The following is a 25,444-nucleotide window of genomic DNA, read 5'->3' as shown; positions in this document are numbered from 1 at the left end:
GCTGTGGAGAACCAGGAGGACCCGGTGTCCGCTGCCGTCCTGCCCGCTGTCGCCCCGCCCCGCCGCGCGTGGGTCACCGACCTGCCGCTCCTGCTCGTCGCCGCCGTCTGGGGTGCCAGCTACCTCGCGGCCAAGGGCATCACCACCACGCACACCGTGATCGCGGTCCTGGTGCTCCGCTTCGCGATCGTGCTGCCCGCCCTGGCCGTCGCCGGGTGGCGCGGACTGCGGGCCCTGACCGGCGCGCAGTGGCGGGGCGCGGGCCTGCTGGGACTCGTGCTCAGCGGGATCTTCCTGCTGGAGACGTACGGCGTCGTGCACACCTCGGCGACCAACGCGGGCCTCATCATCAGCCTCACCATGGTCTTCACCCCGCTGGCCGAGGCCGCCGTGACCCGGGTCAGGCCACCGGCCGCCTTCCTGGCGGCGGCGGGCCTCTCGGTCACCGGCGTGGTGCTGCTGACCCAGGGCGGCGGCTTCACCAGCCCCTCGGCGGGCGATCTCCTGATGCTGCTCGCGGCCCTCGCCCGTACGGTCCACGTCCTGGCGATGGCCCGCATCAAGGCGGTCCAGGACGCCGACTCGCTCTCCCTGACCACCGTGCAGCTCGGCAGCGCGGTCGCGGTCTTCGCCGTGCTGGCCGCCGTTTCCGGGACGGGCACCGCGCCCTGGACGGTGGCGGCGGACTTCGGCGCCACCGAGTGGGCGGGGCTGCTCTTCCTGTCCGTCTTCTGCACGCTGTTCGCGTTCTTCGTACAGATGTGGTCCGTACGCCGCACCTCGCCGTCCCGGGTCAGCCTGCTGCTCGGCACGGAGCCGCTCTGGGCCGCCGCCGTCGGCATCGCGATCGGCGGCGAACGGCTCGGCGTGGCCGGGGCGGTGGGCGCCGTGCTCGTGCTGACCGGCACCGCGTGGGGGCGACGGCGCGCCGACGTCACGTCCTGACCGAGTCCGCCGCGACCATCACGGCCACGCCCGCGACGACCAGCACGAGGTTGACGTAGAGCCCGTGATCGTCGACGAAGTCGATCCGCGCGATGACCGCACACAGCCGGAACCAGCCCGTCCACTCGTACAGCAGCCCCACCACGCCCTGTACGAACACGAGGAAGCCGACCGTCTCCAGGAATTTCTTCATGGCCCCAGCCTGGGACGGGCCGCCGGCCGCCCGCGTCGGCCACCGGTCGGCGGGACACCGACGGAAGTATCGAGTCGTGCGACTTCGGTATCGCTCCTCGCCCGCAGGGCCCGGGGGCGCCCCAAGGCTGCGTAGGTTTGTCGACATGACCCGTTCGGAATATCCCTGGCTGCTGCCCTCGGCGCTGGCCTCGCACGAGCAGCCCGGCCGACCGGGCCGGCCGCGCCGGACCGTGCGGGACTGGATCGTCGACCTCACGCTCTTCCTCTGCGCCGCCGGGATCGGGATGGCGGTCCTGGCCGCGATCGAGGCCGACGGCACCACTCCCGACGGTGTCGTGATCGCCGACTCGCTGCTCGGGGCGGGCGCCTGCTGCGCCCTCTGGGTCCGGCGCCGCTGGCCCGTGACGGTCGCCGCGGTCCTCACCGTGCTGAGCGTGGTGGAGCCGGTCGCGTCCGGAGCGATGCTGATCGCTCTGTTCAGCCTGGCGGTGCACCGCCCCTTCAAGCCGGTGGCCGTCGTCGGCGCGGTCGCCCTGGCCGCCGCTCCCGCCCAGCCGCTGCTGCGCCCGGACCCCGCCACCTCCTTCATCGCGTCCACGGTCATCGGGGTGCTGCTGGTCCTGCTGGTGCTCAGCTGGGGCATGGTCGTACGGTCCCGGCGGCAGCTGGTCGTCACCCTGCGCGAACGCGCGCGCCGGGCGGAGGCCGAGGCCGCGCTCCGCGCCGAACAGGCCCAACGGCTGGCACGGGAGGCCATCGCCCGCGAGATGCACGACGTCCTCGCCCACCGGCTGACCCTGCTCAGCGTCCACGCGGGCGCCCTCGAATTCCGGCCCGACGCACCCCCGGCCGAGGTCGCGAGAGCTGCCGGAGTCATCCGGGACAGCGCCCACGAGGCCCTCCAGGACCTCCGCGAGATCATCGGCGTACTGCGCGGCCCCGGTGACAGCGACGAGGGCAACAGGCCCCAGCCCACCCTCGTCACCCTGGACGCCCTGATCGACGAGTCCCGCTCGGCCGGTATGGAGGTCACCCTGGCCAACGGCGTCGCCGACCCGGCCGGGGCGCCCGCGGCCACCGGACGCACGGTCTACCGCATCGCCCAGGAGGCGCTGACCAACGCCCGTAAGCACGCGCCCGGAGCGCCCGTCGACGTCACCGTGGCCGGCGGACCGGGCGAGGGCCTGACCATCGAGGTCGGCAACCCCGCCCCCGCCGGACCCTTCGAGCCGGTACCCGGATCCGGCCAGGGACTCATCGGGCTCACCGAACGCGCCGCCCTGGCCGGCGGCAGCCTGGACCACGGGCCTCGGCCCGACGGCGGTTTCACGGTCAAGGCCCGGCTACCGTGGGCCGCATGAGCACTCCCACGTCCCCGGAGGCACCACCACCGGTCCGGCTGGCCGTCGTCGACGACGACCCGCTCGTGCGGGCCGGACTCGCCCTCATGCTCGGCGGCGCCGACCGCATCGAGCTCGTGGGGGAGGGCGCCGACGGCACCGAGGCCGTCGCTCTCGTCGACCGTACGCACCCCGACGTCGTGCTCATGGACATCCGCATGCCGGGCATGGACGGACTGGCCGCGACCGAGGAGCTCCGGCGCCGGCCCGGCGCGCCCGAGGTCATCGTCCTCACCACCTTCCACGCCGATGAGCAGGTGCTGCGCGCCATCCGCGCGGGAGCGGCGGGCTTCGTCCTCAAGGACACCCCGCCCGCGCAGATCGTCGAGGCGGTCCTGCGCGTCGCGGCCGGCGAACCCGTCCTCTCGCCCGCCGTCACCCGCAGGCTCATGGCCCGCGCGGCGGGAGACCCGGTGGACGACCGCCAGGCCCGCAGGACACGGGCCAGACAGCGGTTCGCCGAACTGGGCGAGCGCGAGCAGGACGTGGCCTCGGCCGTCGGGCGGGGCAGTTCCAACGCCGAGATCGCCGCGACGCTGCACCTGAGCGTGGCCACCGTGAAGACGCACGTGTCCCGCATCCTCGCCAGGCTCGACCTCAACAACCGTGTCCAGATCGCCCTGTTGGTGCACGACGCGGGTCTCCTCCATGAGGACGAGGACGGGGCACGGGACGGCCGCCTACGCTGAACCGGTCAGACCGGAAGAGGGGGCGGCACGATGTCAGTGGTCGATCTGCGCGGGGCGGCGGACTTCAGCGCCGATCCGTATCCGTACTACGCGAAGATGCGCGCCGAGGGGCCGGTGCACCAGGTCCGCACCGACGACTTCGAGCGGATCTGGATGATCGTCGGTTACGAGGAGGCCCGCGCGGCCCTCGCCGACCAGCGGTTCAGCAAGGACTGGCGGACGACGGAGCGCTTCTCCGCGTCCAGCAACCCGATCAACGCCAACATGCTGGAGATGGACGCCCCGCACCACACCCGGCTGCGCAAGCTCGTCGCACGTGAGTTCACCGCCCGGCGGATCGAGGCGCTGCGCCCGCGCGTCGAGCGGATCACCGGGGACCTCCTGGACGCGATGGTGCCCGCCGGGAGCGCCGACCTGATCGACGCGTTCGCCTTCCCGCTGCCGATGACGGTGATCTGCGAACTCCTCGGCGTGCCCGACATCGACCGGGACGCCTTCCGGCTGCTGTCCAACGCCATCGTCACGCCCGTCTCGCCGGAGAAGGAGAACGAGGCGGTCCACACGATGGGCGCCTATCTCGACGAGCTGATCGAGGACAAGAGGTGCGCCCCGGGCGAGGACCTGATGAGTGCCCTGATCGAGGCGCGGGACGACGAGGGTGACCGGCTGTCGCCGGACGAACTGATCGGCATGGCCTTCCTGCTGCTGGTGGCCGGGCACGAGACGACCGTGAACCTGATCGCCAACGGCGTACGCGCACTGCTCGACCATCCGGAGCAGCTGGCCCTGCTCCGCGCCCGGCCGGAGCTGATCGACGGCGCGGTCGAGGAGATGCTCCGTTACGACGGCCCCGTCGAGACCGCGACCTTCCGTTTCACCCGCGAACCCGTCGAGGTGGGCCCGGCGGTCATACCGCAGGGCGAGGCGGTACTGGTCGCCCTGGGGTCGGGGGACCGGGACCCGGGCCGCTACCCGGATCCCGACACCTTCGACATCCGGCGCGAGGCGCAGGGGCACCTGGCATTCGGCCACGGCATCCACTTCTGCCTGGGCGCCCCGCTGGCCCGGATGGAGGGCCGCATCGCGATCCGCGCCCTGCTGGAGCGCTGCCCCGGACTCGTGCGCGACCCGGACGGCGGGGAGCCCGACTGGCTGCCGGGGCTCCTCCTGAGAGGGGTCCGCCGCCTCCCGGTGCGCTGGTGAGGTAGAAAGTCCGCCATGACTGAACTCTCCCCGGACGCGGCACAGCAGGTCCTCGACAGCCAGCCCTTCAGCGGCCTCATCGGCGCACGGATCACGGAGTTCGGGGACGGCAAGGCCGTCCTCGAGGTCGCCGTACGCGAGGAACTCACCCAGCAGAACGGCTTCCTGCACGGCGGAGTGCTGTCCTACGCCGCCGACAACGCCCTGACGTTCGCCGCCGGGACGACGCTCGGAGCCGCCGTCCTGACCGGCGGTTTCTCCATCCAGTACGTCCGCCCCGCGAGCGGCCGCACCCTGAGCGCCCGCGCCGAGGTGGTGCACACCGGCCGCAGGCAGGCCGTCGTGCGATGCGATCTGTACACCGTGGACGACGAGGGGGCCCAGACGCTGTGCGCGGTGGCGCAGGGAACGGTCCTCTCCGCCCGCCCCGCCTGAAGGGACCCACATTGACCACGGAAGCCCTGTTCGACCTCGGCGCACTCGGCGACGACTTCATCCGCGACCCGTATCCCGTCTACGCGCGCTTACGCGCCCGCGGCCCGGTGCACCGGGTCCGCATCCCGGAGGGTGCGGAGGCGTGGCTCGTCGTCGGGTACGAGGCGGGGAGAGCCCTCCTCGCCGATCAGCGGCTCTCCAAGGACTGGGGTAACGCGTCGCCCTCGCTGGGGGTGCGCAAGGTGTCGGTGGGCACGTCCATGCTGGGCAGCGACGCCCCGGTCCACACCCGGCTGCGCAGGCTCGTGGCCCGGGAGTTCACCCCCGGCCGGATGGCGCGGCTCGCGCCACGCGTGCAGGAGATGACGGACGCGCTCCTCGACGCCATGACCGAGGGGCCCGCACGGAGCGCCGACCTGGTCACGGCGCTGTCGGTCCCGCTGCCGATGGCCGTCATCTGCGAACTGCTGGGGGTGCCGTCCCCGGACCGGCCGGCCTTCCGTGAATGGTCCGACGCCGCTGTCTCGTCCCTCGACGCAGAGGCGCGTGGCCGGGCCAAGGCCGCCATGACCGCGTACCTCACCGGGCTGATCGCCGAGAAGCGCACGGTGCCCGGGGACGACCTGCTGAGCGCGCTGGTCCGGACGTCGGACGACGGTGACCAGCTCTCCGCCGACGAACTCATGGGCATGGCCTGGCTGCTGCTCGTCGCCGGGCACGAGACCACGGTCAACCTGATCTCCAACGGCGTCCTGAGCCTGCTGACCCACCCCGGGCAACTCTCCTTGCTACGAGCGGACTTCGGCCTCATCGACAACGCGGTCGAGGAGACCCTCCGCTACGAGGGGCCCGTCGAGACCCCCACGTACCGCTTCACCACCGAGCCGCTCGACGTCGCGGGCACGGTGATCCCCGGCGGCGGGGAGCTCGTGCTGGTCGCGATGGCCGACTGCGACCGCGATCCCGCCCGCTACCCGGACGCCGGCCGTTTCGACATCACACGGGACGCCCGCGGGCATGTGGCATTCGGCCACGGCATCCACTACTGCCTGGGGGCGCCGCTGGCCCGCATCGAGGCCCGTACCGCCATCCGGTCGCTCCTCGAACGCTGCCCGGAGCTGCGGCTCGACACGGACCCGGCCGACCTGTCCTGGCGTACGGGCATGCTGATCCGGGGCCCGCTGAGCCTGCCGGTGGCCTGGTAGCGGGGCTCAGGCCTCGGCGATCTCCGTCATCCGTACGGGACGGCGCCGCTCGCGCGACAGCTCGCACGCCTCGGCGATGCGCAGCGCGTGCAGTGCCTCCCGGCCGTCGCACGGGTTGGCCGCCTCCCCGCGTACGACGGCGAGGAACGCGTCCAGCTCCGCCTCGTACGCCGGGGCGAACCGCTCCAGGAAGCCCGGCCAGGGCTTGGCCGGCGCGGGCGGACCCTGCGGTTCGGCGGAGGTGAGCGGCGTACGGTCGTCGAGGCCGACGGCGATCTGGTCCAGCTCGCCCGCCAGTTCCATGCGTACGTCGTAACCGGCGCCGTTGCACCGGGTGGCCGTCGCCGTGGCGAGCGTGCCGTCGTCCAGGGTCAGCAGCGCCGCCGCCGTGTCCACGTCGCCCGCCGCCCGGAACATCGCCGGGCCCGCGTCCGAGCCCGTGGCATACACCTCGGTCACCTCACGGCCCGTCACCCAGCGCAGGATGTCGAAGTCGTGCACCAGGCAGTCCCTGAACAGGCCCCCGGAGAGCGGCAGATACGCGGCCGGCGGGGGAGCGGGGTCGGACGTCGTCGCCCGTACGGTGTGCAGCCGGCCCAGGGCCCCGCCGCGCACGGCGGTGCGCGCCGCGGCGTAACCGGCGTCGAACCGGCGCATGAAACCGAGCTGGAGCACGCTGCCCGCCCGCTCGACCTCGTGCAGCGCCTCCAGGGTCCTCGCCAGGTCCAGCGCGATCGGCTTCTCGCAGAAGGCGGGCAGACCGGCCCGTGCCGCGCGGCCGATGAGATCCGCGTGGGCCGAGGTGGCCGAGGTGATCACCACCGCGTCCACCCCCGCGCCCAGGACCTCGTCGGCGGACGCGACGGCGGTGGCCCCCGTCCGCGCGGCGACCTGCGCGGCGCGGGCGGCGTCCGCGTCCGCCACCACCAGGGAGGCGACGGCGGGATGGCGTGCCAGGACGCCCGCGTGGAAGGAGCCGATCCGGCCCGTGCCGATGAGTCCGATGCGCATGAACCCAACGTGCCGCTCACCCGGCGCACTGTCAACTATATGTCCTGACAAAGAGAGGGGTACGGCGCGACGGTACGAGGTACGCTCCGTGCCGTGCCCAAACCCGCCGCCGACTCCGCCGCCCTGGGGCTGGGCGTGGACCGCACCAGTCCCGTCCCGCTCTACCACCAGCTGGCCCAGCAGCTGGAGGCGGCCGTCGAGCAGGGGCGCCTCGCGCCCGGCAGCCTCCTCGGCAACGAACTGGAGCTCGCCGCGCGGCTCGGGCTCTCCCGGCCCACCGTGCGTCAGGCCATCCAGTCGCTCGTCGACAAGGGGCTGATGGTGCGCCGGCGCGGTGTCGGCACCCAGGTCGTGCACAGCCGGATCAAGCGCCCGCTGGAGCTGAGCAGTCTCTACGACGACCTGGAGACGGCCGGCCGGAAGCCGGCGACCCGGGTGCTGCGCAACACGGTCGAACCGGCGACGCCCGCGGTCGCCGCCGCGCTCGGTGTCGAGGAGGGCAGTGACGTCCATCTCGTCGAGCGGGTGCGGTACGCCCACGACGAACCCATGGCGGTCCTGCGCAACCACCTGCCGACGGACCTGCTCGACCTCTCCACCGAGCGGCTGGAGTCGACCGGCCTGTACCGGATGATGCGCGGCTCGGGGATCACCCTGCACAGCGCCCGGCAGACCGTGGGCGCCCGCGCCGCCACCGCCGAGGAGGGCGGGCTGCTCGCGGAGCCCGCGGGGGCGCCGCTGCTGACGATGGAGCGCACCACCTTCGACGACGGCGGCCGGGCGGTCGAATTCGGCTCGCACGTCTACCGCGCCTCGCGGTACGCCTTCGAGTTCCAGCTGCTGGTGCGGTCCTGAGGCCCCGGCCCGGGAGCCGCTCGTAAGAATGTACGGACAAAAACGTTGACGCGGTCATGCTAGGTCGCTAGAACGGCGGGAGGGCGCGGCCCGCGCCCCTGCCGGACCGCTCCGGTCCGGGCTCGGGGATACTTGGCCCGCCGGGCGGCGAGTCCGCTCTCCCCGGCTTCACCAGGCAGCACAGCGAGCAGCACTAGAAGGGCACGGCGTCGTGGCAAGGGTTCGGACAGGGGTACGCGCGATGGGCGCCGTGCTGGCAGCGGTACTGGCGGCCTCCCTCGCGGGATGCAGCAGCACCGGCGGCAAGCGGGCGGAGGAGCGCGCGGCCCAGCAGGCCGCCGAGGGCCGGTCCGCGGTGAACACGCCCCGCTGGACGTTCGCCATGGTCACCCACTCGGGTGATGGCGACACCTTCTGGGACATCGTCCAGAAGGGCGCCGAGCAGGCGGCGAAGAAGGACAACATCAACTTCCTGTACTCGCACAACGACGAGGGCCAACAGCAGGCCGAGCTCGTCCAGACCGCGATCGACAAGAAGGTCGACGGACTGATCGTCTCGCTGGCCAAGCCCGACTCGATGAAGACCGTCGTGGCCAAGGCGGTCAAGGCCGGCATCCCCGTGATCACGGTGAACTCCGGCTCCGCCGAGTCCAAGGCCTTCGGCGCGCTCACCCACATCGGCCAGGACGAGTCCATCGCGGGCGAGGCCGTCGGCGACGAGCTGAACGAGCGCAAGCGCAAGAAGGTGCTCTGCGTCCTGCACGAGCAGGGCAACGTCGGCCACGAGCAGCGCTGCGCCGGGGCGAAGAAGTCCTTCGACGGGACGATGCAGAACCTCTACGTCGACGGCACCAACATGCCCGACGTCCAGGCGTCCATCGAGGCCAAGCTGGACTCGGACAAGAGCATCGACGCGGTCGTCACCCTCGGCGCCCCGTTCGCCGCCGCGGCCGTCAAGGCGAAGCAGACCGCGGGCAGCAAGGCCGAGATCGACACCTTCGACCTCAACGCGAGCGTCGCCACCGGCCTCCAGAACAAGACCCTCGGCTTCGCCGTCGACCAGCAGCCCTACCTCCAGGGCTACGAGGCCGTCGACCTGCTCTGGCTCTACCGCTACAACCGGAACGTGCTCGGCGGCGGCCTGCCCGTCCTGACCGGTCCCCAGGTCATCACCCGCGACGACGCCGACGCGCTGGCGGAGTACACGAACCGGGGGACCCGATGACAGCGACCGGGCAACCGGCGGCGCCCCCCACCGACGAACGCCTGCTGCGCACCTCCCCGCTGCGCAAGCTGCTGGGCAGGCCCGAGCTCGGCTCGGTCGTCGGCGCCGTGGCGGTCTTCCTCTTCTTCGCGCTCGTCGCGGACAGCTTCCTCCATGCCTCCAGCCTCGGCACCGTGCTGTACGCGGCCTCCACCATCGGGATCATGGCGGCGCCCGTGGCGCTCCTGATGATCGGCGGCGAGTTCGACCTCTCCGCCGGGGTGATGGTGACCAGCTCCGCGCTGATCTCCTCGATGTTCAGCTACCAGATGACCGCCAACGTCTGGGTCGGCGTCTTCGTGTCGCTGCTGGTCACCCTGGGCTTCGGCGCGTTCAACGGGTTCATGCTGACCCGCACCAAGCTCCCCAGCTTCATCATCACGCTCGGCACGTTCCTGATGCTGACCGGTCTGAACCTCGGCTTCACCAAGCTGATCAGCGGCACCGTGTCGACCAAGGCCATCGGGAACATGGAGGGCTTCGACTCCGCCCGTAAGGTCTTCGCGTCCTACCTCACCATCGGCGGCGTCGAGTTCAAGGTCACCATCCTGTGGTGGGCCGCGCTCGTCGCGATCGCCACCTGGATCCTGATCCGCACCCGCTTCGGCAACTGGATCTTCGCCGTCGGCGGGGAGTCCGACGCCGCCCGCGCGGTCGGCGTCCCGGTGATCCGTACGCGGATCGGGCTCTACCTCGGTGTCGCCTTCGCCGCCTGGGTCTCCGGGCAGCACCTGCTCTTCTCGTACGACGTGGTGCAGTCCGGCGAGGGCGTCGGGAACGAGCTGACCTACATCATCGCGGCCGTCATCGGCGGCTGTCTGATCACCGGCGGCTACGGCTCCGCGATCGGGTCCGCCATCGGCGCGATCATCTTCGGCATGACCAGCAAGGGGATCGTCTACGCGGAGTGGGACCCTGACTGGTTCAAGTTCTTCCTGGGAGCGATGCTGCTCCTGGCCACCCTGCTCAACCACTGGGTACGCAAGCGCGCGGAGGCGACCACATGACGGCCACCCAGGCTCCGGCCCCCCGGGACCAGGCCGCTCAGGCGCTCGTCGAGCTCGACGGCGTCAGCAAGTACTACGGCAACATCAAGGCCCTGGAGAACGTCTCGCTGGAGGTCCGCGCGGGGGAGATCTCCTGCGTCCTCGGCGACAACGGCGCGGGCAAGTCCACCCTCATCAAGATCATCGCGGGGCTGCACCGGCACGACGCCGGGACGTTCCTGATCGAGGGCGAGGAGACCACGCTCGCCAACCCGCGCGACGCCCTGGACCGGGGCATCGCCACCGTCTACCAGGACCTGGCCGTCGTCCCGCTGATGCCGGTCTGGCGCAACTTCTTCCTCGGCTCCGAGCCGACGAAGGGCGCCGGCCCCTTCAAGCGCCTCGACGTGCGGCGCATGCGCGAGACGACCCGCGCCGAGCTGCTGCGCATGGGCATCGACCTGCGCGACGTCGACCAGCCGATCGGCACGCTCTCCGGCGGTGAGCGCCAGTGCGTGGCCATCGCCCGCGCCGTGTACTTCGGCGCCAAGGTGCTCGTCCTCGACGAGCCGACCGCCGCGCTCGGCGTCAAGCAGTCGGGGGTCGTGCTCAAGTACGTCGCGGCCGCCAGGGACGCCGGTCTCGGCGTGGTCCTCATCACGCACAACCCGCACCACGCCTATCTCGTGGGTGACCGTTTCGTGCTGCTGAAGCGCGGCGCGATGTCCGGCAGCCACACCAAGGACAGCGTCACGCTGGACGAACTGACGCGTCAGATGGCAGGTGGGAGCGAGCTCGACGAGCTCAGCCACGAGCTGGAGCGGGCCCCGTCACCCGGCGACCCCGGCGGCCGGCCGGACGCTGACGACACCCCGTAAACACTGTTCCGCACCACCCGCCCCCGGACCGGAGACCCGTTCCGGGGGCGCGGGAATGGCAGAATCGTGTCCGGCGGGCGCCGTCCGCCGCCGGACTGATCACCGCCCGGCCCCCCGACCTGCGCAGGGACGATGAGCACGTACCGCGACTTCACACACCGCGGCTCCGCCCGCGCCACCGTCCTGCGGACCGTCGGCACCAAGGAGCGGCGCTCGCACCTCACGGCGCCCAGAGTCCCCACGGTCGGCATCGACATCGGCGGGACGAAGGTGATGGCCGGGGTCGTCGACGCCGACGGCAACATCCTGGAGACCCTGCGCACCGAGACCCCGGACAAGTCCAAGAGCCCCAAGGTCGTCGAGGACACCATCGTCGAGCTGGTCCTGGACCTCTCCGACCGGCACGACGTGCACGCCGTCGGGATCGGCGCGGCGGGCTGGGTCGACGCGGACCGCTCCAAGGTGCTGTTCGCCCCGCACCTGGCCTGGCGCGACGAACCCCTCCGCGACGCCATCGCCTCCCGGCTGGTGGTTCCCGTGATGGTGGACAACGACGCCAACACGGCGGCCTGGGCCGAGTGGCGCTTCGGCGCCGGCCGCGGCGAGGACCATCTGGTCATGATCACGCTGGGCACCGGCATCGGCGGCGCGATCCTGGAGGACGGGCACGTCAAGCGCGGCAAGTACGGCGTCGCGGGTGAGTTCGGCCATATGCAGGTCGTGCCCGGCGGGCACCGCTGCCCGTGCGGCAACCGGGGCTGCTGGGAGCAGTACAGCTCGGGCAACGCCCTCGTGCGCGAGGCCAGGGAGCTGGCCGCGGCGGACTCCCCGGTAGCCCACGGCATCATCGAGCGGGTCAAGGGCAACATCCCCGACATCACCGGGCCGCTCATCACCGAGCTGGCCCGCGAGGGCGACGCGATGTGCGTCGAGCTCCTCCAGGACATCGGCCAGTGGCTCGGCGTCGGCATCGCCAATCTCGCCGCCGCCCTGGACCCCTCCTGCTTCGTCATCGGCGGGGGCGTCAGCGCCGCCGACGACCTGCTGATCGGCCCGGCCAGGGACGCCTTCAAACGCCACCTCACCGGCCGTGGCTACCGCCCGGAGGCCCGGATCGCGAAGGCCCAGCTCGGCCCCGAGGCGGGCATGGTCGGCGCCGCGGACCTGGCCCGCCTGGTCGCCCGGCGGTTCCGGCGGACCAACCGCCGCCGGGTCGAGCGCTACGAGCGGTACGCGCAGTTCTACGACCAGGCCGCGAGCACCATCCGGAACACGCGCAGCACCCGCCCCGCGGAGTGATGCGCGCGCCGCTCGCCGCGGCCCCGGCCACCCGCACTCCGCTCCGTACCGCAGCTTCGAGGGATCACCGAACATGACCGCAGCCGAGCACCACATCGTGGCGCGCCAGCCCCCCACGCCCGGTTCCTCCGGCTCCTCAGGGGCGTCCGGGTCGTCCGGTTCCTCGGGCTCCTCGGGCTCCTCCGGTCCTTCCGGCTCCTCCGGGGACGGCGACGGCACGCCTCCGCAGGACCGGCGCAAGGTGATCAGACGCCGCCTGATCACCCTGACCATCATCGTGCTGCTCATCGGCATCCCGGCCGGCTACCTGGTGATCTCCGCCGGGCAGAGCCGCCGCTCCGGCAAGGACAAGGAGGCCGAGGCCGCCGCCCAGGGGCTGCGTGAGGACTGGCCGTCCGGCATGCAGCGCCGGATCTTCGAACTGCCCATCCCGGGCAACGCGATCGGCGTCCAGTACTACGAGACGAACAACTGGAAGGCCAGCCGGATGTACGTGAAGTTCCGTACGACCTCCGCCGGTCTCGACCGCTTCCTGAGCGGGGTCGGCACCGGCCGGGCCGCACTGGAGACCGGCAAGGTCACCATCGCCGAACGGGACGTCAAGATCACCGGCTGGTACTTCGGACCCGGTGTCGACTGGGCGGGCACGGTCCACAAGAACAAGTCCCCGCGCCCCACCCAGAACATCACCGTCAACATGACCGACCCGGCGGCTCCGGTCGTCTACGTGGTCTCCGCGGCGACCCCCTGACGGGGAGCGGACGGGCCGCTCATTACCCTGGAGCGAGTGAGTGAAGTGAGCGAGACGACCCCCCAGCCCGCCCGGCCCCTGCGGACGGCCCATCCCGAGCCCCTGCAGGGCGAGGTGGTCCGGCAGGTGCCCCAGGCCCCCCAGCCCGTGCCCGGGCAGGCGTACGCGCAGGCCCCGGGGGAGGCGGCCGTCCAGCCGCAGCAGGTGTCGGCCCCGCCCACGCAGCCGGCTCCCGTGCCGCCGCAGCAGCAGGCGCCCGGCCCGCAGTGCGCCCAGCCGCACCCCGGGCAGCCGGTACCGGCCCAGCCGCACACTGGTCAGCCGGTGCCGGCCCAGCCCCAGGCGCAGCAGATCCCGGGCCCGCAGTACGTACAGCCGCAGGCCCCGCAGCACACTCAGCCGCAGGTCCCGCAGCAGCCCCAGGGCCCCGGCGGTTTCCGGCCCGGCGGTCCGGCGGCGCAAGGACCGCAGACCGGCCCCGGGCCGCAGGCGGCGCAGGAGCCGGGGCCCGGCCGGCTGCTCCAGTACCGCTTCGACGGCCCGGAGGACGCCCCCGTCCTGGTCATCGGGCCCTCGCTCGGGACCACCTGGCACATGTGGGACCGCCAGATACCCGAGCTCTCCCAGCACTGGCGGATCTTCCGCTACGACCTGCCGGGACACGGCGGAGCCCCCGCGTATCCCGCCGCCGCGGTCACCGACCTCGCCGACCGGCTCCTCGCCACCCTGGACAGCGTCGGCGTCCAGCGCTTCGGCTACGCGGGCTGCTCCATCGGCGGCGCCGTCGGCGCGGACCTCGCGCTGCGCCACCCGCACCGGGTCGCCGCCCTGGTGCTCGTCGCCGCTTCGCCCCGCTTCGGCACTGCCGACGAGTTCCGGCAGCGCGGGGTGATCGTCCGCAGCAACGGCCTGGAGCCGATCGCCCGGACCTCCCCGGAGCGCTGGTTCACCCCCGGGTTCGCCGCCGCACAGCCCGCGATCGTCGAGTGGGCCGTCCAGATGGTCCGCACCACCGACCCCGGCTGCTACATCGCCTCCTGCGAGGCCCTGGCCGCCTTCGACATCCGTACGGAACTCCCCCGCATCGGTGTCCCGACCCTCGTCCTGGTCGGTGCCGAGGACAAGGTCACCGGCCCCGCCGAGGCCCGGACCCTCGTCGCGGGCATCCCGGACGCCCGGCTCGCCCTCGTCCCCGGCGCCTCGCACCTGGCCCCGGTCGAGCAGCCGGCCGCCGTCACCGACCTGCTGCTGATGCACTTCTCGACCGCCTGGCAGGACACCCTGGCGTCGATCCCCGTGCCGCCGAACCCGGGCTTCGCCGCCCCGTTCGCCCCCGTCGTCCCCGTCGCGGAGATCACCGCCTCGGTCGACCTGCCGGACGCTTCCCCCACCGGACGCACCGACCGGTACGAGCGGGGGATGAAGGTCCGGCGCGAGGTGCTGGGCGATGCCCACGTGGACGCGGCGACGGCCGCGTCCGACGGCTTCACCGATGACTTCCAGGACCTCCTCACCCGCTACGCCTGGGGCGAGATCTGGAGCCGGGAGGGCCTCGACCGGAGGTCCCGCAGCTGTGTCTCCCTCACCGCGGTCGTCGCGTCCGGGCATCTGGGCGGGCTCGCGCAGCACGTCAGGGCGGCCCTGCGCAACGGGCTCACCCCCGTCGAGATCAAGGAGGTGCTGCTCCAGACCGCCGTCTACTGCGGCATGCCGGCGGCCGGCGCGGCGTTCGAGATCGCGCAGTCCGTGATCCAGGAGGAAACGACCCCGCCCGCGTAGCAGGATGGGGGCATGAACGCTTCGTCTCTCACCCTTACCAAGAAGACCCACTCCTGCGTCCGCCTGGAGCGGAACGGGCAGACGCTCGTCATCGACCCCGGCGGATTCTCCGAGGACGACGCCGCGGTCGGTGCCGACGCGATCCTGGTGACGCACGAACACCCGGACCACTTCAACGAGGCACGGCTGCGGGCGGCATTGGAGTCCAACCCCGCCGCGCGGGTGTGGACGCTGCGCAGCGTGGCCGAGCAGCTCTCCGCCGCGTTCCCGGGGCGCGTGCACACGGTCGGCCACGGCGACACGTTCACCGCCGCGGGGCTCGACGTACAGGTGCACGGGGAACTGCACGCGGTGATCCACCCGGACATCCCGAGGATCACCAACATCGGTTTCCTCGTGGACGGTTCGGTCTTCCACCCGGGCGACGCCCTCACGGTGCCCGACCACCCGGTGGACACGCTGCTGCTGCCCGTCATGGCCCCCTGGAGCAAGATCTCCGAGGTCATCGACTACGTCCGCGAGGTGAAGCCGCGCCGTGCGATCGACGTCCACGACGCCCTGCTCACGGACCTCGCCCGCCCGATCTACGACACGCAGATCGGCTCCCTGGGCGGAACGGACCACGGCCGGCTGACCCCGGGTGACGCGACCCGTCTCTGACCCGGCTGTCAGTGGGAGCGGTTAGGTTTACTGCATGCGCATCGCCACGTGGAACGTCAATTCGATCACCGCCCGGCTCCCGAGGCTGCTGGGCTGGCTGGAGAGCAGCGGCACCGATGTGCTGTGCCTCCAGGAGACCAAGTGCACGCTGGAGCAGTTCCCCGCCGAAGCCTTGCGCGAGGCGGGTTACGAATCCGCGGTCAACGCCACGGGCCGGTGGAACGGCGTCGCGCTGCTCTCCCGCGTCGGCCTCACGGACGTCGTGACGGGCCTGCCCGACGGCCCGGAGTACGAGGGGGTGCAGGAGCCGAGGGCCGTCTCGGCGACCTGCGGCCCCGCCCGCGTCTGGTCCGTGTACGTCCCCAACGGCCGCGAGGTCGCCCACGACCACTACGCCTACAAGCTGCGCTGGCTCGAGGCCCTGCGGAAGGCCGCCGCCGCGGACGCGGCGGGGGCGCTGCCGTTCGCGGTCCTCGGTGACTTCAACATCGCACCGACCGACGAGGACGTCTGGGACCCGGCGCTCTTCGAGGGCGCCACCCACGTCACCCCCGCCGAGCGGGCCGCGCTCGCCGCACTGCGCGAGGAAGGGCTCTCCGACGTGGTGCCGCGCCCCCTCAAGTACGACCACCCGTACACCTACTGGGACTACCGCCAGCTCAGCTTCCCGAAGAACAAGGGCATGCGCATCGACCTCGTCTACGGCAACGCCCCCTTCGCGGCGGCGGTCAAGGACAGTTACGTCGACCGGGAGGAGCGCAAGGGCAAGGGGGCCTCCGACCACGCCCCGGTGGTCGTGGACCTCGACGTCTGACGGCGCCGCCGGCTTCCTTCGGCCACGACTGTCAACTTCGGGTTGACGCCCCTGGGGTGTCAACCTAGGGTTGCCTCATGACGAAGCCGCTGCACGCCGATCCGCCCATCCGTCTCGACGACCTGATCGACGCGATCAAGCACACCCACACCGACGCGCTGGAGCAGCTCTCCGGAGCCGTGGTCGCGGCGGACCACCTGGGTGAGATCGCCGACCACCTCATCGGCCACTTCGTGGACCAGGCGCGCCGGTCGGGCGCGTCATGGACGGACATCGGCCGGAGCATGGGAGTCACCCGGCAGGCCGCCCAGAAGAGGTTCGTGCCCAAGAAGCCCGGAGAGTCCTCCGACCTGGACCCGAGCCAGGGCTTCGGCCGGTTCGACGAACAGGCCAGGAACGTCGTCGTGGGCGCGCACAACGAGGCCCACGCCGCCCGCAACGACGAGATCGGGGCGGGACACCTGATCCTGGGCCTCCTGGCCGAGCCGGACTCCCTCGGCGCCCAGGTGATCGCCGGGCAGGGGGTCCCGCCGGAGGCGGTCCGGGAAGCGGTGGCACTCGCCCTGCCCGCCGCGGCCGACGAGGTCCCCGAGCTCATCCCGTACGACGCGGCGGCCCGCAAGGTCCTGGAGCTCACCTTCCGGGAGGCGCTGCGCCTCGGCCACGACTTCATCGGCACCGGGCACATCGTGCTGGCCCTGCTGGAGTTCGAGGGCGGCGCGGGCGTGCTCACCGGGCTGGGCGTCGACAAGGACGTGGCGTCGTCCGACGTCGCCGCTGCGGTCGCCGCCGCGGTCGTCGCCGCGTCGGAGGAGACGGCCCCGGACACCGAAGGCTGAGGCCGCCCCCGGCAACCGCCCCCGGACGTGCGGGCCTCAGTGCACCGAGAACCCGCCGTCGACGAACAGCGACTGCCCGGTCACGTAGGAGGAGGCGGCGCTCGCCAGGAACACCGCGGCGCCCGCGAAGTCCTCGGCCAGCCCGTTGCGCCCGACCATCGTGCGCGCGGCCAGCGCCGCCACCCGCTCCGGGTCGGACGAGAGGCGCTGGTTGAGCGGCGTCATCACGAAGCCGGGCACCAGCGTGTTGCAGGTGACTCCGTACGGCGACCAGGCCTCCGCCTGCGAGCGGGCCAGTGACTCCAGCGCGCCCTTGGAGACGCCGTACGCACCGCTCTGCACGAACGCCCGGTGCGCCTGCTGCGACGTGATGTGGATGATCCGGCCGAAGCCGCGTTCGGCCATGCCGGGTCCGAACCGGCGGCCCAGCAGATAGGGGGCCTTGAGGTTCACCGTCATCGTGGTGTCCCAGACGTCCTCGTCGAGTTCGTTCATCGGCGGCCGCAGGTTGACGCCCGCGCAGTTGACGAGGATGTCGGGCTCACCGAACGCGGCCGCCGCCTCGTCGCCCGCCGTACGCACGCCGTCGGCGGTCGCGAGGTCGGCGCTCACCCAGGCGGCCCGGCAGCCCTCGGCGTCGAGTTCGCCCACCGTCCGCACCAGTTCCGCCTCCCTGCGCGCCACGACCACCACACTCGCACCGGCGTGTGCGAGCGCACCGGCGATGCCCCGGCCGATCCCGGAGCTGCCGCCGGTCACCACGGCGACCCGGCCTTCCAGGGAGAAGAGTTCGGAGAGATAGTTCTGCGACGTCATCCCCGTACCCTAGAGAAGTGGCCGGATCATGTACGGGGCGGGTCCCGGAACCGGCACAGTCGCGCGCCCTGCGGTGCGGAACGCGTCAGGGGTGGGATCCTGGTGGCATGAACATCCCCTTTCTGGACAACTGGCGTAAGCGTCAGGGCGGTACGCGGGCGGCGGGACTCGCGGCCGCGGTCGAGACCGATCCGGACGGCGTGGCCGAGCTGTTCGCGGAATGCGAGTTGCTGCGCTCCCGGGCGGCGCAGTGCGGTCTCGAACTCGACGACAGTCCCGCCTCGTTGTCCGCGCTCGACCAACTGCCGCCCATCTGGCGGGACGACCCGGAGGAACTGCCCTGGGTGGGCAACGACGCCGGCCTCTACCTCGGCACCGTGCTGGTGCGCACCGTCCCCGGCGCCGTCTGGGACATCCTGGCGGGCGGAGGGCCGGTGGTGCGACTGAGTTCCGGGCGCGAGATCGATGTGGTCGCCGCCGGTCTGGACTGGGCGATGTCGGGCAGCCCCGAGCTCTCCGAGATGTACGCGGAGTCGGCGGAGAGCGGGCCCGAGGCCAAAACGCGATAAACAGCCTTATGCGCCGCCGGTGCGTGTCGGCCCCGAAGCGCGTGCGCACCCCGGATAGTTTGCGCTGACCTCGACACAAGCGATAAGTGGGTAGGGCAGCGTATGGCCGTCGATCCGTTGATCGAGCTGCGGGACGTCAACAAGTACTTCGGGAAGTTGCACGTACTGCAGAACATCAATCTCACCGTCGGCCGCGGGGAGGTGGTGGTGGTCATCGGCCCCTCCGGATCGGGCAAATCAACGCTCTGCCGGACCATCAACCGGCTCGAGACGATCGAGTCGGGCCACATCCTGATCGACGGTAAGCCGCTCCCCGAAGAGGGGAAGGGACTCGCGGGGCTCCGGGCCGAAGTGGGCATGGTCTTCCAGTCGTTCAACCTGTTCGCCCACAAGACCGTGCTCGCGAACGTCTCGCTCGCCCAGCTCAAGGTCCGTAGGCGCAGGAAGGACGAGGCCGACCAGCGTTCCCGGGAACTTCTGGAGCGGGTCGGGCTCGCCTCGCAGGCGGACAAGTTCCCCGCCCAGCTCTCCGGCGGCCAGCAGCAGCGCGTCGCCATCGCACGCGCCCTCGCCATGGACCCCAAGGCGCTCCTCTTCGACGAGCCCACCTCCGCGCTGGACCCGGAGATGATCAACGAGGTCCTCGAGGTCATGCAGCAACTGGCCCGCGAGGGGATGACCATGGTCGTCGTCACCCACGAGATGGGCTTCGCCCGCTCGGCCGCCAACCGCGTGGTCTTCATGTCCGAGGGCTGCATCATCGAGGACCGCACCCCGGAGGACTTCTTCACCTCGCCGGAGAGCGACCGCGCCAAGGACTTCCTGTCCAAGATCCTCAAGCACTGACAGGGGGCACCGTGTTGCGTACGAGGAACATCACGGCCGTGCTGATCTGCCTCCTGGTCGCCGCGCTCTGTGCCGGCTGCGGCAGGGAGGGCAGTCCGCCGGTCAAGGGGCCGAAGGCCGAGGCGCTGCCGAAGTACAAGGTCGACACCGGATTCCGGCTGCCGGAGTCGAAGACCTGGAAGAAGGCCAAGAAGCGTGGCTATCTCGTCGTCGGCGCCAAGGAGGACCAGCCCTACCTCGGCGAGAAGGACCCGGCCACCGGGATCTACTCCGGCTTCGACATCGAGATCGCCCGCATGATGGCGGCCTCGCTCGGCTTCCAGCCGGACACGATCCGCTTCCGGACCATCGCCTCCGCCAACCGCGAGACGGCACTCCAGAACGGGCAGATCGACTACTACGTCGGCACCTACACGATCAACGACATGCGCAAGAAGCTCGTCGGCTTCGCCGGGCCCTACTACATGGCAGGCCAGGGGCTGCTGGTGCGCACCGACGAGAACGACATCCACGGCCCGCAGGACCTGGCGGGCAAGACCGTCTGCTCCGCCGCCGGGTCCACGCCGTACCAGCGCATCGCCGCCGACTTCCCCGAGGCGGATCTCGTCGCGTACGACACGTACTCGATCTGCGTCGACAACCTGCTCACCTTCCAGGTCGACGCCGTCACCACGGACGACGCCATCCTGCTGGGCTTCGCGGCCAAGGCGCCGGACGAGATGAAGGTGGTCGGCAAGCCCTTCTCCGAGGAGCCGTACGGCATCGGCGTCCCGCGCGGCGACAACGCGCTGCGGGCCGCGCTCAACGACGCACTGGAGGCCAACGAGAAGAACGGCAACTGGAAGAAGGCGTTCGAGGCGACCCTGGGCCTGTCCGGGGTGCCCGCGCCGAAACCGCCGCCCATCGACCGCTACCCGACGAACTGAGGGGCGGGCCACCGTCATGGACGTACTGACAGAAAACTGGTCGCTCTACGGCAAGGGCTTCCTCGGCACCGTCGAACTCACCGTGTACGCCTCGATCCTGGCGCTCGTGCTCGGCTTCGTCATGGCGTCGTTCCGGGTCGCGCCCGTCGCCGCGCTCCGGGCGATCGGCACCGTCTGGGTCGCGGTGCTCCGCAACACCCCGCTGACGCTGCTGTTCTTCGCCGTACTGCTCGGTCTGCCGCGCTTCGGCCTGGTGCTGCCCTTCCAGGTCTTCGCGGTCCTCGCCCTCGGCTGCTACACCTCGGCCTTCATCTGCGAGGCCCTGCGCTCCGGCATCAACACCGTGCCCACGGGGCAGGGCGAAGCGGCCCGGAGCCTCGGGATGTCCTTCGGGCAGACGCTGGGCAACGTGGTGCTGCCCCAGGCCTTCAGGTCGGTGATCCCACCCGTCGGATCGACGCTCATCGCCCTCGCCAAGAACTCCGCGATCGCCGGGGCCTTCAGCGTCACCGAGCTGCTGGGCACCTACAAGACCCTCAACGAACTCGGCTACAGCATCATCTGGTCCTTCATCTGGATCGCCGTCGGATACCTGATCATCACCCTCGCCATCAGCGCGGTCTTCAACGTGTTGGAGAAGCGCTGGGGAGTCGCCCGATGACCCACTCCTCCACCCCCACCGCCACCGCGCTCTACGACCTCCCGGGGCCCGCCACCCGCAAGCGGCACTTCCTCTACGGGGTCCTGGCCACGGCCCTGATCCTCGGGCTGTTCGGCTGGATCCTCTATCTGCTCTTCGACACGGACCAGTTCACCAGCGAGAAGTGGACGCCCTTCACGTACAAGGGCATCCAGGAGCTGCTGCTGCGCGGGCTCGGCAACACCCTCAAGGCCTTCGCCTACGCGGCTGTACTCTCCCTGGCACTCGGGGCGGTCCTCGCCGTCGGGCGGCTCTCCGACCACAGACCGGTGCGCTGGATCGCGACACTGCTGGTCGAGTTCTTCCGGGCCATGCCCGTGCTGGTGATGATCTTCTTCATCTTCGTCGCGCTCAAGGTCCAGCCCCTGCCGGCACTGGTGGCAGGACTGACCCTCTACAACGGGTCCGTGCTCGCGGAGGTGTTCCGTACCGGGATCAACTCCGTGGAGCGGGGGCAGCGGGAGGCGGCGTACGCGCTGGGCATGCGCAAGACCCAGGTCACCACCCACGTCCTGGCCCCGCAGGCCGTCCGGGCGATGCTGCCCACCATCATCAGCCAGCTGGTGGTGGCGCTCAAGGACACCTCGCTCGGCTATCTGATCACCTACGAGGAGTTCCTCCACGCGGGCAAGCTGATCGCGTCCAACCTCGACTACGACCTGCCCTTCATCCCCGTGGTCATGGTCATCTCGCCCATCTACATCGGCATGTGCATGTTGCTCTCCTGGTTCGCCACCTGGGTGGCCAGACGGCAGCGGCGCAACCCGAAGACGGAGGGGACCGGCGTCGCCGCCGCCGAACCGGGAACGGTGCTGCCGGGCCGCCTGCAGTAGTCATCGGCGAGCCCGCCCGGCAGCAGCCGGTGATCACTCCTCGCACCGCGGGACCGGGACGAGATCCGTACCCGTGCCCGGTGGGGGAGAAGGTCAGCTGCGTGCCGGCCGGGTCGCCGCCGATGCGACGAGGCCCGGCGACGGTCACCGGGTGAGAGGTGACCGGCCTGGACACCGTGGGCGTGGGGCCCGGCTCCACGCCCACGGGGGAACGGCCATCCCGGTGGCGGTTGACCGGAGTTCACTCGTGTCCGGGCGGTCACCGTGCGGGCCGGCGTGTGCGTGAGCTCGGTGTCGGCGACTTTCCTGTGAAGATTGCGTAGATCACGAGACGGTTACTAGAGTCATGCCTCGAACCTTCGCGCGAATGATCATCCATCCGGGGTGGCAGCGAAGGAACCGCCGATTCCGTCATGTGCACGGAGCCGGGGATCCGTTCGCGTCCCCCCGCAGCCCGGTAGGCGGCTCGAGGAAGAGGAGCTCGCCTTCATGGCGTCCCACCGTCGTCCCAAACAGCCGAGCCGCACCCGCGTGACCGTGCTCACCGCGACCGCCGCAGCGGCCGTCGCCCTGACCTCCCAGGCGGCCCACGCCGACCCCAAGCCGACCAAGAGCGAGGTCAAGGCCAAGGTCGACAAGCTCTACCACGAGGCCGAGGTCGCCACGGAGAAGTACAACGGCGCCAAGGAGCAGCAGGACAAGCTCAAGAAGCAGGCCGACGCGCTCCAGGACAAGGTCGCCCGTGGCCAGGACGAGCTCAACACCCTTCGTGGCGAGCTCGGTTCGCTCGCCACCGCGCAGTACCGCTCCGGCGGACTGGACCCCTCGATCCAGCTGCTGCTCTCCTCGGACCCGGACAGCTTCCTCGACCAGGCCTCCGCGCTCGACCAGCTGACGGCCAAGCAGGCCGAGTCGCTGCAGAAGATCCAGGCGAAGCAGCGCACCCTCGCGCAGCAGCGCCAGGAGGCCCAGGGCAAGCTCACCGACCTCGCCGAGGTCCGCGAGACGCTCGGCAAGAGCAAGACGAAGTTCCAGGACAAGCTGGCCGAGGCCCAGAAGCTGCTCAACACGCTCACCGCGGCCGAGCGCGCCAAGATGGCCGCGGACGACGAGCGCGCCAGCCGGGCGGCCGGGGAGCGGGTCACCCTCGGTAACGGCGGGACGGGCGCGGGCGCACAGGCCGACCTCGGCAACGAGGCCCCCGCGTCCGCACTCGGCGCCGCCGCCCTCCAGGCCGCGAGCACGCGGGTGGGCAAGCCGTACGTCCGTGCCGCCACCGGCCCCGACTCCTTCGACTGCTCGGGCCTGACCCAGTGGGCCTACGCCCAGGCCGGTGCCCAGATCACCCGCACCACGTACACCCAGATCAACCAGGGCACTCGCATCGCGCGCAGCCAGTTGAAGCCGGGCGACCTGGTCTTCTTCAGCAACACCTCGCACGTGGGCCTCTACGCGGGCAACAACACCGTGCTGCACGCCCCTTACCCGGGCACGAACGTCCGTTACGAATCGATGAACACCATCGGCAGCTTCGAGGCCGCGGTGCGCATCTGACCGAGGCCGGGCACTCGGACGCCCCCGCCCGGCCGATGCGGCGGTCCTGACGGTACGGGTGATGCGGCGTTACCCTGCGCGGACGATCCTTCACAGGAGGTACGGATGCGTCATTCCGTCGGCCGGAATGTGTCGTTGCCCATCGTGATCGCCGTCATCGGCTCGCTCGGCGCCGCGGCGCCCGCGGCCTCGGCGCCACCTGTACCGCCGCCCAAGTCGCCGGTGGCGGTGGGGTACGGGGGAGCGGTGTCGAGCGTCGACGCGGATGCCTCGGCGGCCGGCATCGAGGTACTCCGCAAGGGAGGCAACGCCGTTGACGCGGCCGTCGCCACCGCCGCCGCGCTGGGTGTCACCGAGCCCTACTCGGCGGGCATCGGAGGCGGCGGCTACTTCGTCCACTACGACGCCAGGACGGGCCGGGTCCAGACGGTCGACGGCCGCGAGACCGCCCCCCGCAGCGCGGACTCCTCCCTCTTCCTGGAGAACGGGAAGCCGGTCCCCTTCGAGGAAGCCGTCACCAGCGGACTCGGGGTGGGTACCCCCGGCACGCCCGCCACCTGGGAGAAGGTGCTGGACGCCTGGGGGACCAAGCCGCTCGGGCGGCTGCTCGAACCGGCCGAGCGGCTGGCCCGCGAAGGCTTCGTCGTGGACGACACCTTCCGCTCCCAGACCGCCGCCAACCAGGCGCGGTTCGCCGACTTCCCCGCGACCGCCGAACTCTTCCTGCCCGGCGGGAAGCCTCCGGCGACCGGCTCGGTGTTCAAGAACCCCGACCTCGCCCGTACGTACAGGACGCTGGGGCGCGAGGGCGTCGACGAGCTGTACCGGGGCGACCTGGCCCGGGACATCGTGTCGACCGTACGGAAGCCGCCCGTGGACCCGGAGGCAACGCGCACGGTGCGCCCGGGAGATCTGACGACCGCCGACCTGAAGGCGTACCGCGCGCTGCGCCAGGACCCGACGAGGACCGGCTACCGGGGCCTCGACGTGTACGGCATCGCGCCGTCCTCGTCGGGGGGTACGAGCGTGGGTGAGGCCCTCAACATCCTGGAGTCGACGGACCTTTCGAAGGCGAGCGAGACGCAGTATCTGCACCGTCTCATCGAGGCGAGCAGGATCGCGTTCGCCGACCGGGGCCGCTGGGTCGGCGATCCCGCGTTCGAGGACGTTCCCACGCGTGGGCTGCTCAGCCAGCGCTTCGCCGACTCGCGCGAGTGCCTGATCAAGGACGACGCGGTCCTCACCAGCCCGCTCGCACCGGGCGACCCGCGCCACCCCACCCGCTGCGCCACCGGGGGCAAGGCGGCCCCGACGACGTACGAGGGTGAGAACACGACGCACCTGACGACCGCCGACAAGTGGGGCAACGTCGTCGCGTACACCCTGACGATCGAGTCGACGGGCGGCAGCGGGATCACCGTGCCCGGGCGGGGCTTCCTGCTCAACAACGAGCTCACCGACTTCTCGTTCGCCCCGGCGAACCCGGCGGTGCACGACCCGAACCTGCCCGGTCCGGCCAAGCGTCCGCGCTCGTCGATCTCGCCGACCATCGTGCTGGAGCACGGAAAGCCCGTACTTGCCCTGGGGTCGCCGGGCGGTGCCACGATCATCACCACCGTCCTGCAGTCGCTGACCGGCCACCTGGACCGGGGGCTTCCGCTGGTCGACGCGATCGCCGAGCCGCGCGCCAGCCAGCGGAACGCGGCCACGACCGAGATCGAGCCAGGACTGTGGGACAGCCCGGTGCGCGGGGAGCTGGAGGCGCTCGGACACGTGTTCAAGGCGAATCCGGAGATCGGGGCGGCCACCGGCGTCCAGCGGCTCCCGGACGGGCGCTGGCTCGCGGCCGCGGAAAAGGTGCGGCGGGGCGGCGGTTCGGCCATGGTGGTGCAGCCGAGCGGTCGTTCATGACCGGCCGGCAGTAGCTGTGGGCCTCGGGGCCGGCGGGCGCGCTCAGCCGCGCCGTGCCGGCCCCGAGGCCGTGAACGGGCG

General features: G+C 71.5%; 26 protein-coding genes. 23 read left to right on the top strand and 3 right to left on the bottom strand.

The window, feature by feature from the left end; genetic code table 11:
• Positions 1–24: 24 nt before the first annotated feature.
• On the top strand, positions 25–945 hold the full coding sequence (locus ACIRD8_RS11660; protein ID WP_403989668.1) for a DMT family transporter: 921 nt from the start codon (positions 25–27) through the stop codon (positions 943–945).
• On the opposite strand, the gene ACIRD8_RS11655 is transcribed toward ACIRD8_RS11660, so the two are convergent.
• Positions 935–1,138: a hypothetical protein gene (locus tag ACIRD8_RS11655; protein WP_403989184.1), complete on the bottom strand. Its 204-nt coding sequence runs from the start codon at positions 1,136–1,138 to the stop codon at positions 935–937. The genes ACIRD8_RS11660 and ACIRD8_RS11655 overlap by 11 nt on opposite strands.
• Positions 1,139–1,283: 145 nt before the next feature.
• On the opposite strand from ACIRD8_RS11655, the gene ACIRD8_RS11650 reads away from it, so the two are divergent.
• From ACIRD8_RS11650 to ACIRD8_RS11630, 5 genes are read left to right on the top strand one after another with little or no spacing between them, the layout of a single operon-like run.
• Complete coding sequence (locus ACIRD8_RS11650; RefSeq protein WP_403989182.1) at positions 1,284–2,501, top strand: sensor histidine kinase; 1,218 nt, start codon at positions 1,284–1,286, stop codon at positions 2,499–2,501.
• Entirely contained in the window at positions 2,498–3,229 is a 732-nt protein-coding gene (locus ACIRD8_RS11645) for a response regulator (RefSeq protein ID WP_403989179.1), read from the top strand. The genes ACIRD8_RS11650 and ACIRD8_RS11645 overlap by 4 nt, the downstream gene beginning before the upstream one ends.
• 30 nt (positions 3,230–3,259) lie before the next feature.
• Positions 3,260–4,432: a cytochrome P450 gene (locus ACIRD8_RS11640; protein ID WP_403989177.1), complete on the top strand. Its 1,173-nt coding sequence runs from the start codon at positions 3,260–3,262 to the stop codon at positions 4,430–4,432.
• 15 nt (positions 4,433–4,447) lie between these two features.
• Positions 4,448–4,867, top strand: a complete 420-nt coding sequence (locus tag ACIRD8_RS11635) for a PaaI family thioesterase (RefSeq protein WP_403989175.1) — start codon at positions 4,448–4,450, stop codon at positions 4,865–4,867.
• Between the two features lie 11 nt (positions 4,868–4,878).
• Positions 4,879–6,072: a cytochrome P450 gene (locus ACIRD8_RS11630; protein ID WP_403989173.1), complete on the top strand. Its 1,194-nt coding sequence runs from the start codon at positions 4,879–4,881 to the stop codon at positions 6,070–6,072.
• A gap of 6 nt (positions 6,073–6,078) precedes the next feature.
• Here the strand turns inward: ACIRD8_RS11630 and ACIRD8_RS11625 are convergent, their stop codons facing one another.
• Positions 6,079–7,083, bottom strand: a complete 1,005-nt coding sequence (locus ACIRD8_RS11625; protein WP_403989171.1) for a Gfo/Idh/MocA family oxidoreductase — start codon at positions 7,081–7,083, stop codon at positions 6,079–6,081.
• Between the two features lie 135 nt (positions 7,084–7,218).
• Between ACIRD8_RS11625 and ACIRD8_RS11620 the strand changes: the two genes are divergently transcribed.
• From ACIRD8_RS11620 to ACIRD8_RS11575, 10 genes are all read left to right on the top strand, one after another.
• Positions 7,219–7,938, top strand: coding sequence for a GntR family transcriptional regulator (locus tag ACIRD8_RS11620; RefSeq protein WP_403989666.1), 720 nt, complete (start codon positions 7,219–7,221; stop codon positions 7,936–7,938).
• Between the two features lie 241 nt (positions 7,939–8,179).
• The gene (locus ACIRD8_RS11615) at positions 8,180–9,163 is read left to right on the top strand and encodes a sugar ABC transporter substrate-binding protein (protein WP_403989169.1); all 984 of its coding nucleotides are present in this window, start codon (positions 8,180–8,182) and stop codon (positions 9,161–9,163) included.
• Positions 9,160–10,209 (top strand): ABC transporter permease, encoded by a 1,050-nt coding sequence (locus ACIRD8_RS11610; protein ID WP_403989167.1) that lies wholly within the window; start codon positions 9,160–9,162, stop codon positions 10,207–10,209. The genes ACIRD8_RS11615 and ACIRD8_RS11610 overlap by 4 nt, the downstream gene beginning before the upstream one ends.
• Complete coding sequence (locus ACIRD8_RS11605; protein WP_403989165.1) at positions 10,206–11,066, top strand: ATP-binding cassette domain-containing protein; 861 nt, start codon at positions 10,206–10,208, stop codon at positions 11,064–11,066. Before ACIRD8_RS11610 ends, ACIRD8_RS11605 begins: the two co-directional genes overlap by 4 nt.
• Before the next feature lie 132 nt (positions 11,067–11,198).
• On the top strand, positions 11,199–12,365 hold the full coding sequence (locus ACIRD8_RS11600; protein ID WP_401519406.1) for an ROK family glucokinase: 1,167 nt from the start codon (positions 11,199–11,201) through the stop codon (positions 12,363–12,365).
• 73 nt (positions 12,366–12,438) lie between these two features.
• On the top strand, positions 12,439–13,116 hold the full coding sequence (locus ACIRD8_RS11595) for a hypothetical protein (RefSeq protein WP_403989162.1): 678 nt from the start codon (positions 12,439–12,441) through the stop codon (positions 13,114–13,116).
• A 594-nt stretch (positions 13,117–13,710) separates the two neighbouring features.
• A complete protein-coding gene (locus ACIRD8_RS11590) occupies positions 13,711–14,895 on the top strand; it encodes an alpha/beta fold hydrolase (RefSeq protein WP_403989664.1) in 1,185 nt (394 codons plus the stop codon).
• A 12-nt stretch (positions 14,896–14,907) separates the two neighbouring features.
• Positions 14,908–15,555 (top strand): MBL fold metallo-hydrolase, encoded by a 648-nt coding sequence (locus ACIRD8_RS11585; RefSeq protein ID WP_403989160.1) that lies wholly within the window; start codon positions 14,908–14,910, stop codon positions 15,553–15,555.
• 34 nt (positions 15,556–15,589) lie between these two features.
• Positions 15,590–16,369 (top strand): exodeoxyribonuclease III, encoded by a 780-nt coding sequence (locus tag ACIRD8_RS11580; protein WP_403989158.1) that lies wholly within the window; start codon positions 15,590–15,592, stop codon positions 16,367–16,369.
• A 77-nt stretch (positions 16,370–16,446) separates the two neighbouring features.
• Complete coding sequence (locus ACIRD8_RS11575; RefSeq protein WP_403989156.1) at positions 16,447–17,208, top strand: Clp protease N-terminal domain-containing protein; 762 nt, start codon at positions 16,447–16,449, stop codon at positions 17,206–17,208.
• 36 nt (positions 17,209–17,244) lie between these two features.
• On the opposite strand, the gene ACIRD8_RS11570 is transcribed toward ACIRD8_RS11575, so the two are convergent.
• Positions 17,245–18,024, bottom strand: coding sequence for an SDR family NAD(P)-dependent oxidoreductase (locus ACIRD8_RS11570; RefSeq protein ID WP_403989154.1), 780 nt, complete (start codon positions 18,022–18,024; stop codon positions 17,245–17,247).
• Between the two features lie 107 nt (positions 18,025–18,131).
• Here ACIRD8_RS11570 and ACIRD8_RS11565 point away from each other — a divergent pair, with 107 nt between their 5' ends.
• From ACIRD8_RS11565 to ggt, 7 genes are all read left to right on the top strand, one after another.
• On the top strand, positions 18,132–18,593 hold the full coding sequence (locus ACIRD8_RS11565) for a DUF6278 family protein (RefSeq protein ID WP_403989152.1): 462 nt from the start codon (positions 18,132–18,134) through the stop codon (positions 18,591–18,593).
• A gap of 102 nt (positions 18,594–18,695) precedes the next feature.
• On the top strand, positions 18,696–19,439 hold the full coding sequence (locus ACIRD8_RS11560) for an amino acid ABC transporter ATP-binding protein (protein WP_403989150.1): 744 nt from the start codon (positions 18,696–18,698) through the stop codon (positions 19,437–19,439).
• A gap of 11 nt (positions 19,440–19,450) precedes the next feature.
• Positions 19,451–20,365, top strand: a complete 915-nt coding sequence (locus tag ACIRD8_RS11555) for a glutamate ABC transporter substrate-binding protein (protein ID WP_403989148.1) — start codon at positions 19,451–19,453, stop codon at positions 20,363–20,365.
• Between the two features lie 16 nt (positions 20,366–20,381).
• A complete protein-coding gene (locus ACIRD8_RS11550; RefSeq protein ID WP_403989146.1) occupies positions 20,382–21,026 on the top strand; it encodes an amino acid ABC transporter permease in 645 nt (214 codons plus the stop codon).
• Positions 21,023–21,898, top strand: a complete 876-nt coding sequence (locus ACIRD8_RS11545; protein ID WP_403989144.1) for an amino acid ABC transporter permease — start codon at positions 21,023–21,025, stop codon at positions 21,896–21,898. The genes ACIRD8_RS11550 and ACIRD8_RS11545 overlap by 4 nt, the downstream gene beginning before the upstream one ends.
• A 489-nt stretch (positions 21,899–22,387) precedes the next feature.
• Complete coding sequence (locus ACIRD8_RS11540) at positions 22,388–23,452, top strand: NlpC/P60 family protein (RefSeq protein ID WP_403989142.1); 1,065 nt, start codon at positions 22,388–22,390, stop codon at positions 23,450–23,452.
• Between the two features lie 105 nt (positions 23,453–23,557).
• Positions 23,558–25,363: a gamma-glutamyltransferase gene (gene ggt / locus ACIRD8_RS11535; RefSeq protein WP_403989140.1), complete on the top strand. Its 1,806-nt coding sequence runs from the start codon at positions 23,558–23,560 to the stop codon at positions 25,361–25,363.
• Positions 25,364–25,444: the final 81 nt, after the last annotated feature.

This window comes from Streptomyces sp. NPDC102451, from assembly GCF_044765485.1.
Taxonomy (GTDB): Bacteria; Actinomycetota; Actinomycetes; order Streptomycetales; family Streptomycetaceae; genus Streptomyces.
The sequence above is the reverse complement of the archived record's forward strand: the minus strand, read 5'-3'. Positions and strand labels throughout refer to the sequence as shown.

Coding starts and splice junctions, on each gene's coding strand:
- ACIRD8_RS11645 (WP_403989179.1), top strand. CDS start 2,498: ATGAGCACTCCCACGTCCCCGGAGGCACCACCACCGGTCCGGCTGGCC.
- ACIRD8_RS11605 (WP_403989165.1), top strand. CDS start 10,206: ATGACGGCCACCCAGGCTCCGGCCCCCCGGGACCAGGCCGCTCAGGCG.
- ACIRD8_RS11625 (WP_403989171.1), bottom strand. CDS start 7,083: ATGCGCATCGGACTCATCGGCACGGGCCGGATCGGCTCCTTCCACGCG.
- ACIRD8_RS11610 (WP_403989167.1), top strand. CDS start 9,160: ATGACAGCGACCGGGCAACCGGCGGCGCCCCCCACCGACGAACGCCTG.
- ACIRD8_RS11550 (WP_403989146.1), top strand. CDS start 20,382: ATGGACGTACTGACAGAAAACTGGTCGCTCTACGGCAAGGGCTTCCTC.
- ACIRD8_RS11580 (WP_403989158.1), top strand. CDS start 15,590: ATGCGCATCGCCACGTGGAACGTCAATTCGATCACCGCCCGGCTCCCG.
- ACIRD8_RS11575 (WP_403989156.1), top strand. CDS start 16,447: ATGACGAAGCCGCTGCACGCCGATCCGCCCATCCGTCTCGACGACCTG.
- ACIRD8_RS11560 (WP_403989150.1), top strand. CDS start 18,696: ATGGCCGTCGATCCGTTGATCGAGCTGCGGGACGTCAACAAGTACTTC.
- ggt (WP_403989140.1), top strand. CDS start 23,558: ATGCGTCATTCCGTCGGCCGGAATGTGTCGTTGCCCATCGTGATCGCC.
- ACIRD8_RS11600 (WP_401519406.1), top strand. CDS start 11,199: ATGAGCACGTACCGCGACTTCACACACCGCGGCTCCGCCCGCGCCACC.
- ACIRD8_RS11635 (WP_403989175.1), top strand. CDS start 4,448: ATGACTGAACTCTCCCCGGACGCGGCACAGCAGGTCCTCGACAGCCAG.
- ACIRD8_RS11545 (WP_403989144.1), top strand. CDS start 21,023: ATGACCCACTCCTCCACCCCCACCGCCACCGCGCTCTACGACCTCCCG.
- ACIRD8_RS11650 (WP_403989182.1), top strand. CDS start 1,284: ATGACCCGTTCGGAATATCCCTGGCTGCTGCCCTCGGCGCTGGCCTCG.
- ACIRD8_RS11565 (WP_403989152.1), top strand. CDS start 18,132: ATGAACATCCCCTTTCTGGACAACTGGCGTAAGCGTCAGGGCGGTACG.
- ACIRD8_RS11640 (WP_403989177.1), top strand. CDS start 3,260: ATGTCAGTGGTCGATCTGCGCGGGGCGGCGGACTTCAGCGCCGATCCG.
- ACIRD8_RS11655 (WP_403989184.1), bottom strand. CDS start 1,138: ATGAAGAAATTCCTGGAGACGGTCGGCTTCCTCGTGTTCGTACAGGGC.
- ACIRD8_RS11540 (WP_403989142.1), top strand. CDS start 22,388: ATGGCGTCCCACCGTCGTCCCAAACAGCCGAGCCGCACCCGCGTGACC.
- ACIRD8_RS11590 (WP_403989664.1), top strand. CDS start 13,711: ATGTGGGACCGCCAGATACCCGAGCTCTCCCAGCACTGGCGGATCTTC.
- ACIRD8_RS11595 (WP_403989162.1), top strand. CDS start 12,439: ATGACCGCAGCCGAGCACCACATCGTGGCGCGCCAGCCCCCCACGCCC.
- ACIRD8_RS11585 (WP_403989160.1), top strand. CDS start 14,908: ATGAACGCTTCGTCTCTCACCCTTACCAAGAAGACCCACTCCTGCGTC.
- ACIRD8_RS11615 (WP_403989169.1), top strand. CDS start 8,180: ATGGGCGCCGTGCTGGCAGCGGTACTGGCGGCCTCCCTCGCGGGATGC.
- ACIRD8_RS11570 (WP_403989154.1), bottom strand. CDS start 18,024: ATGACGTCGCAGAACTATCTCTCCGAACTCTTCTCCCTGGAAGGCCGG.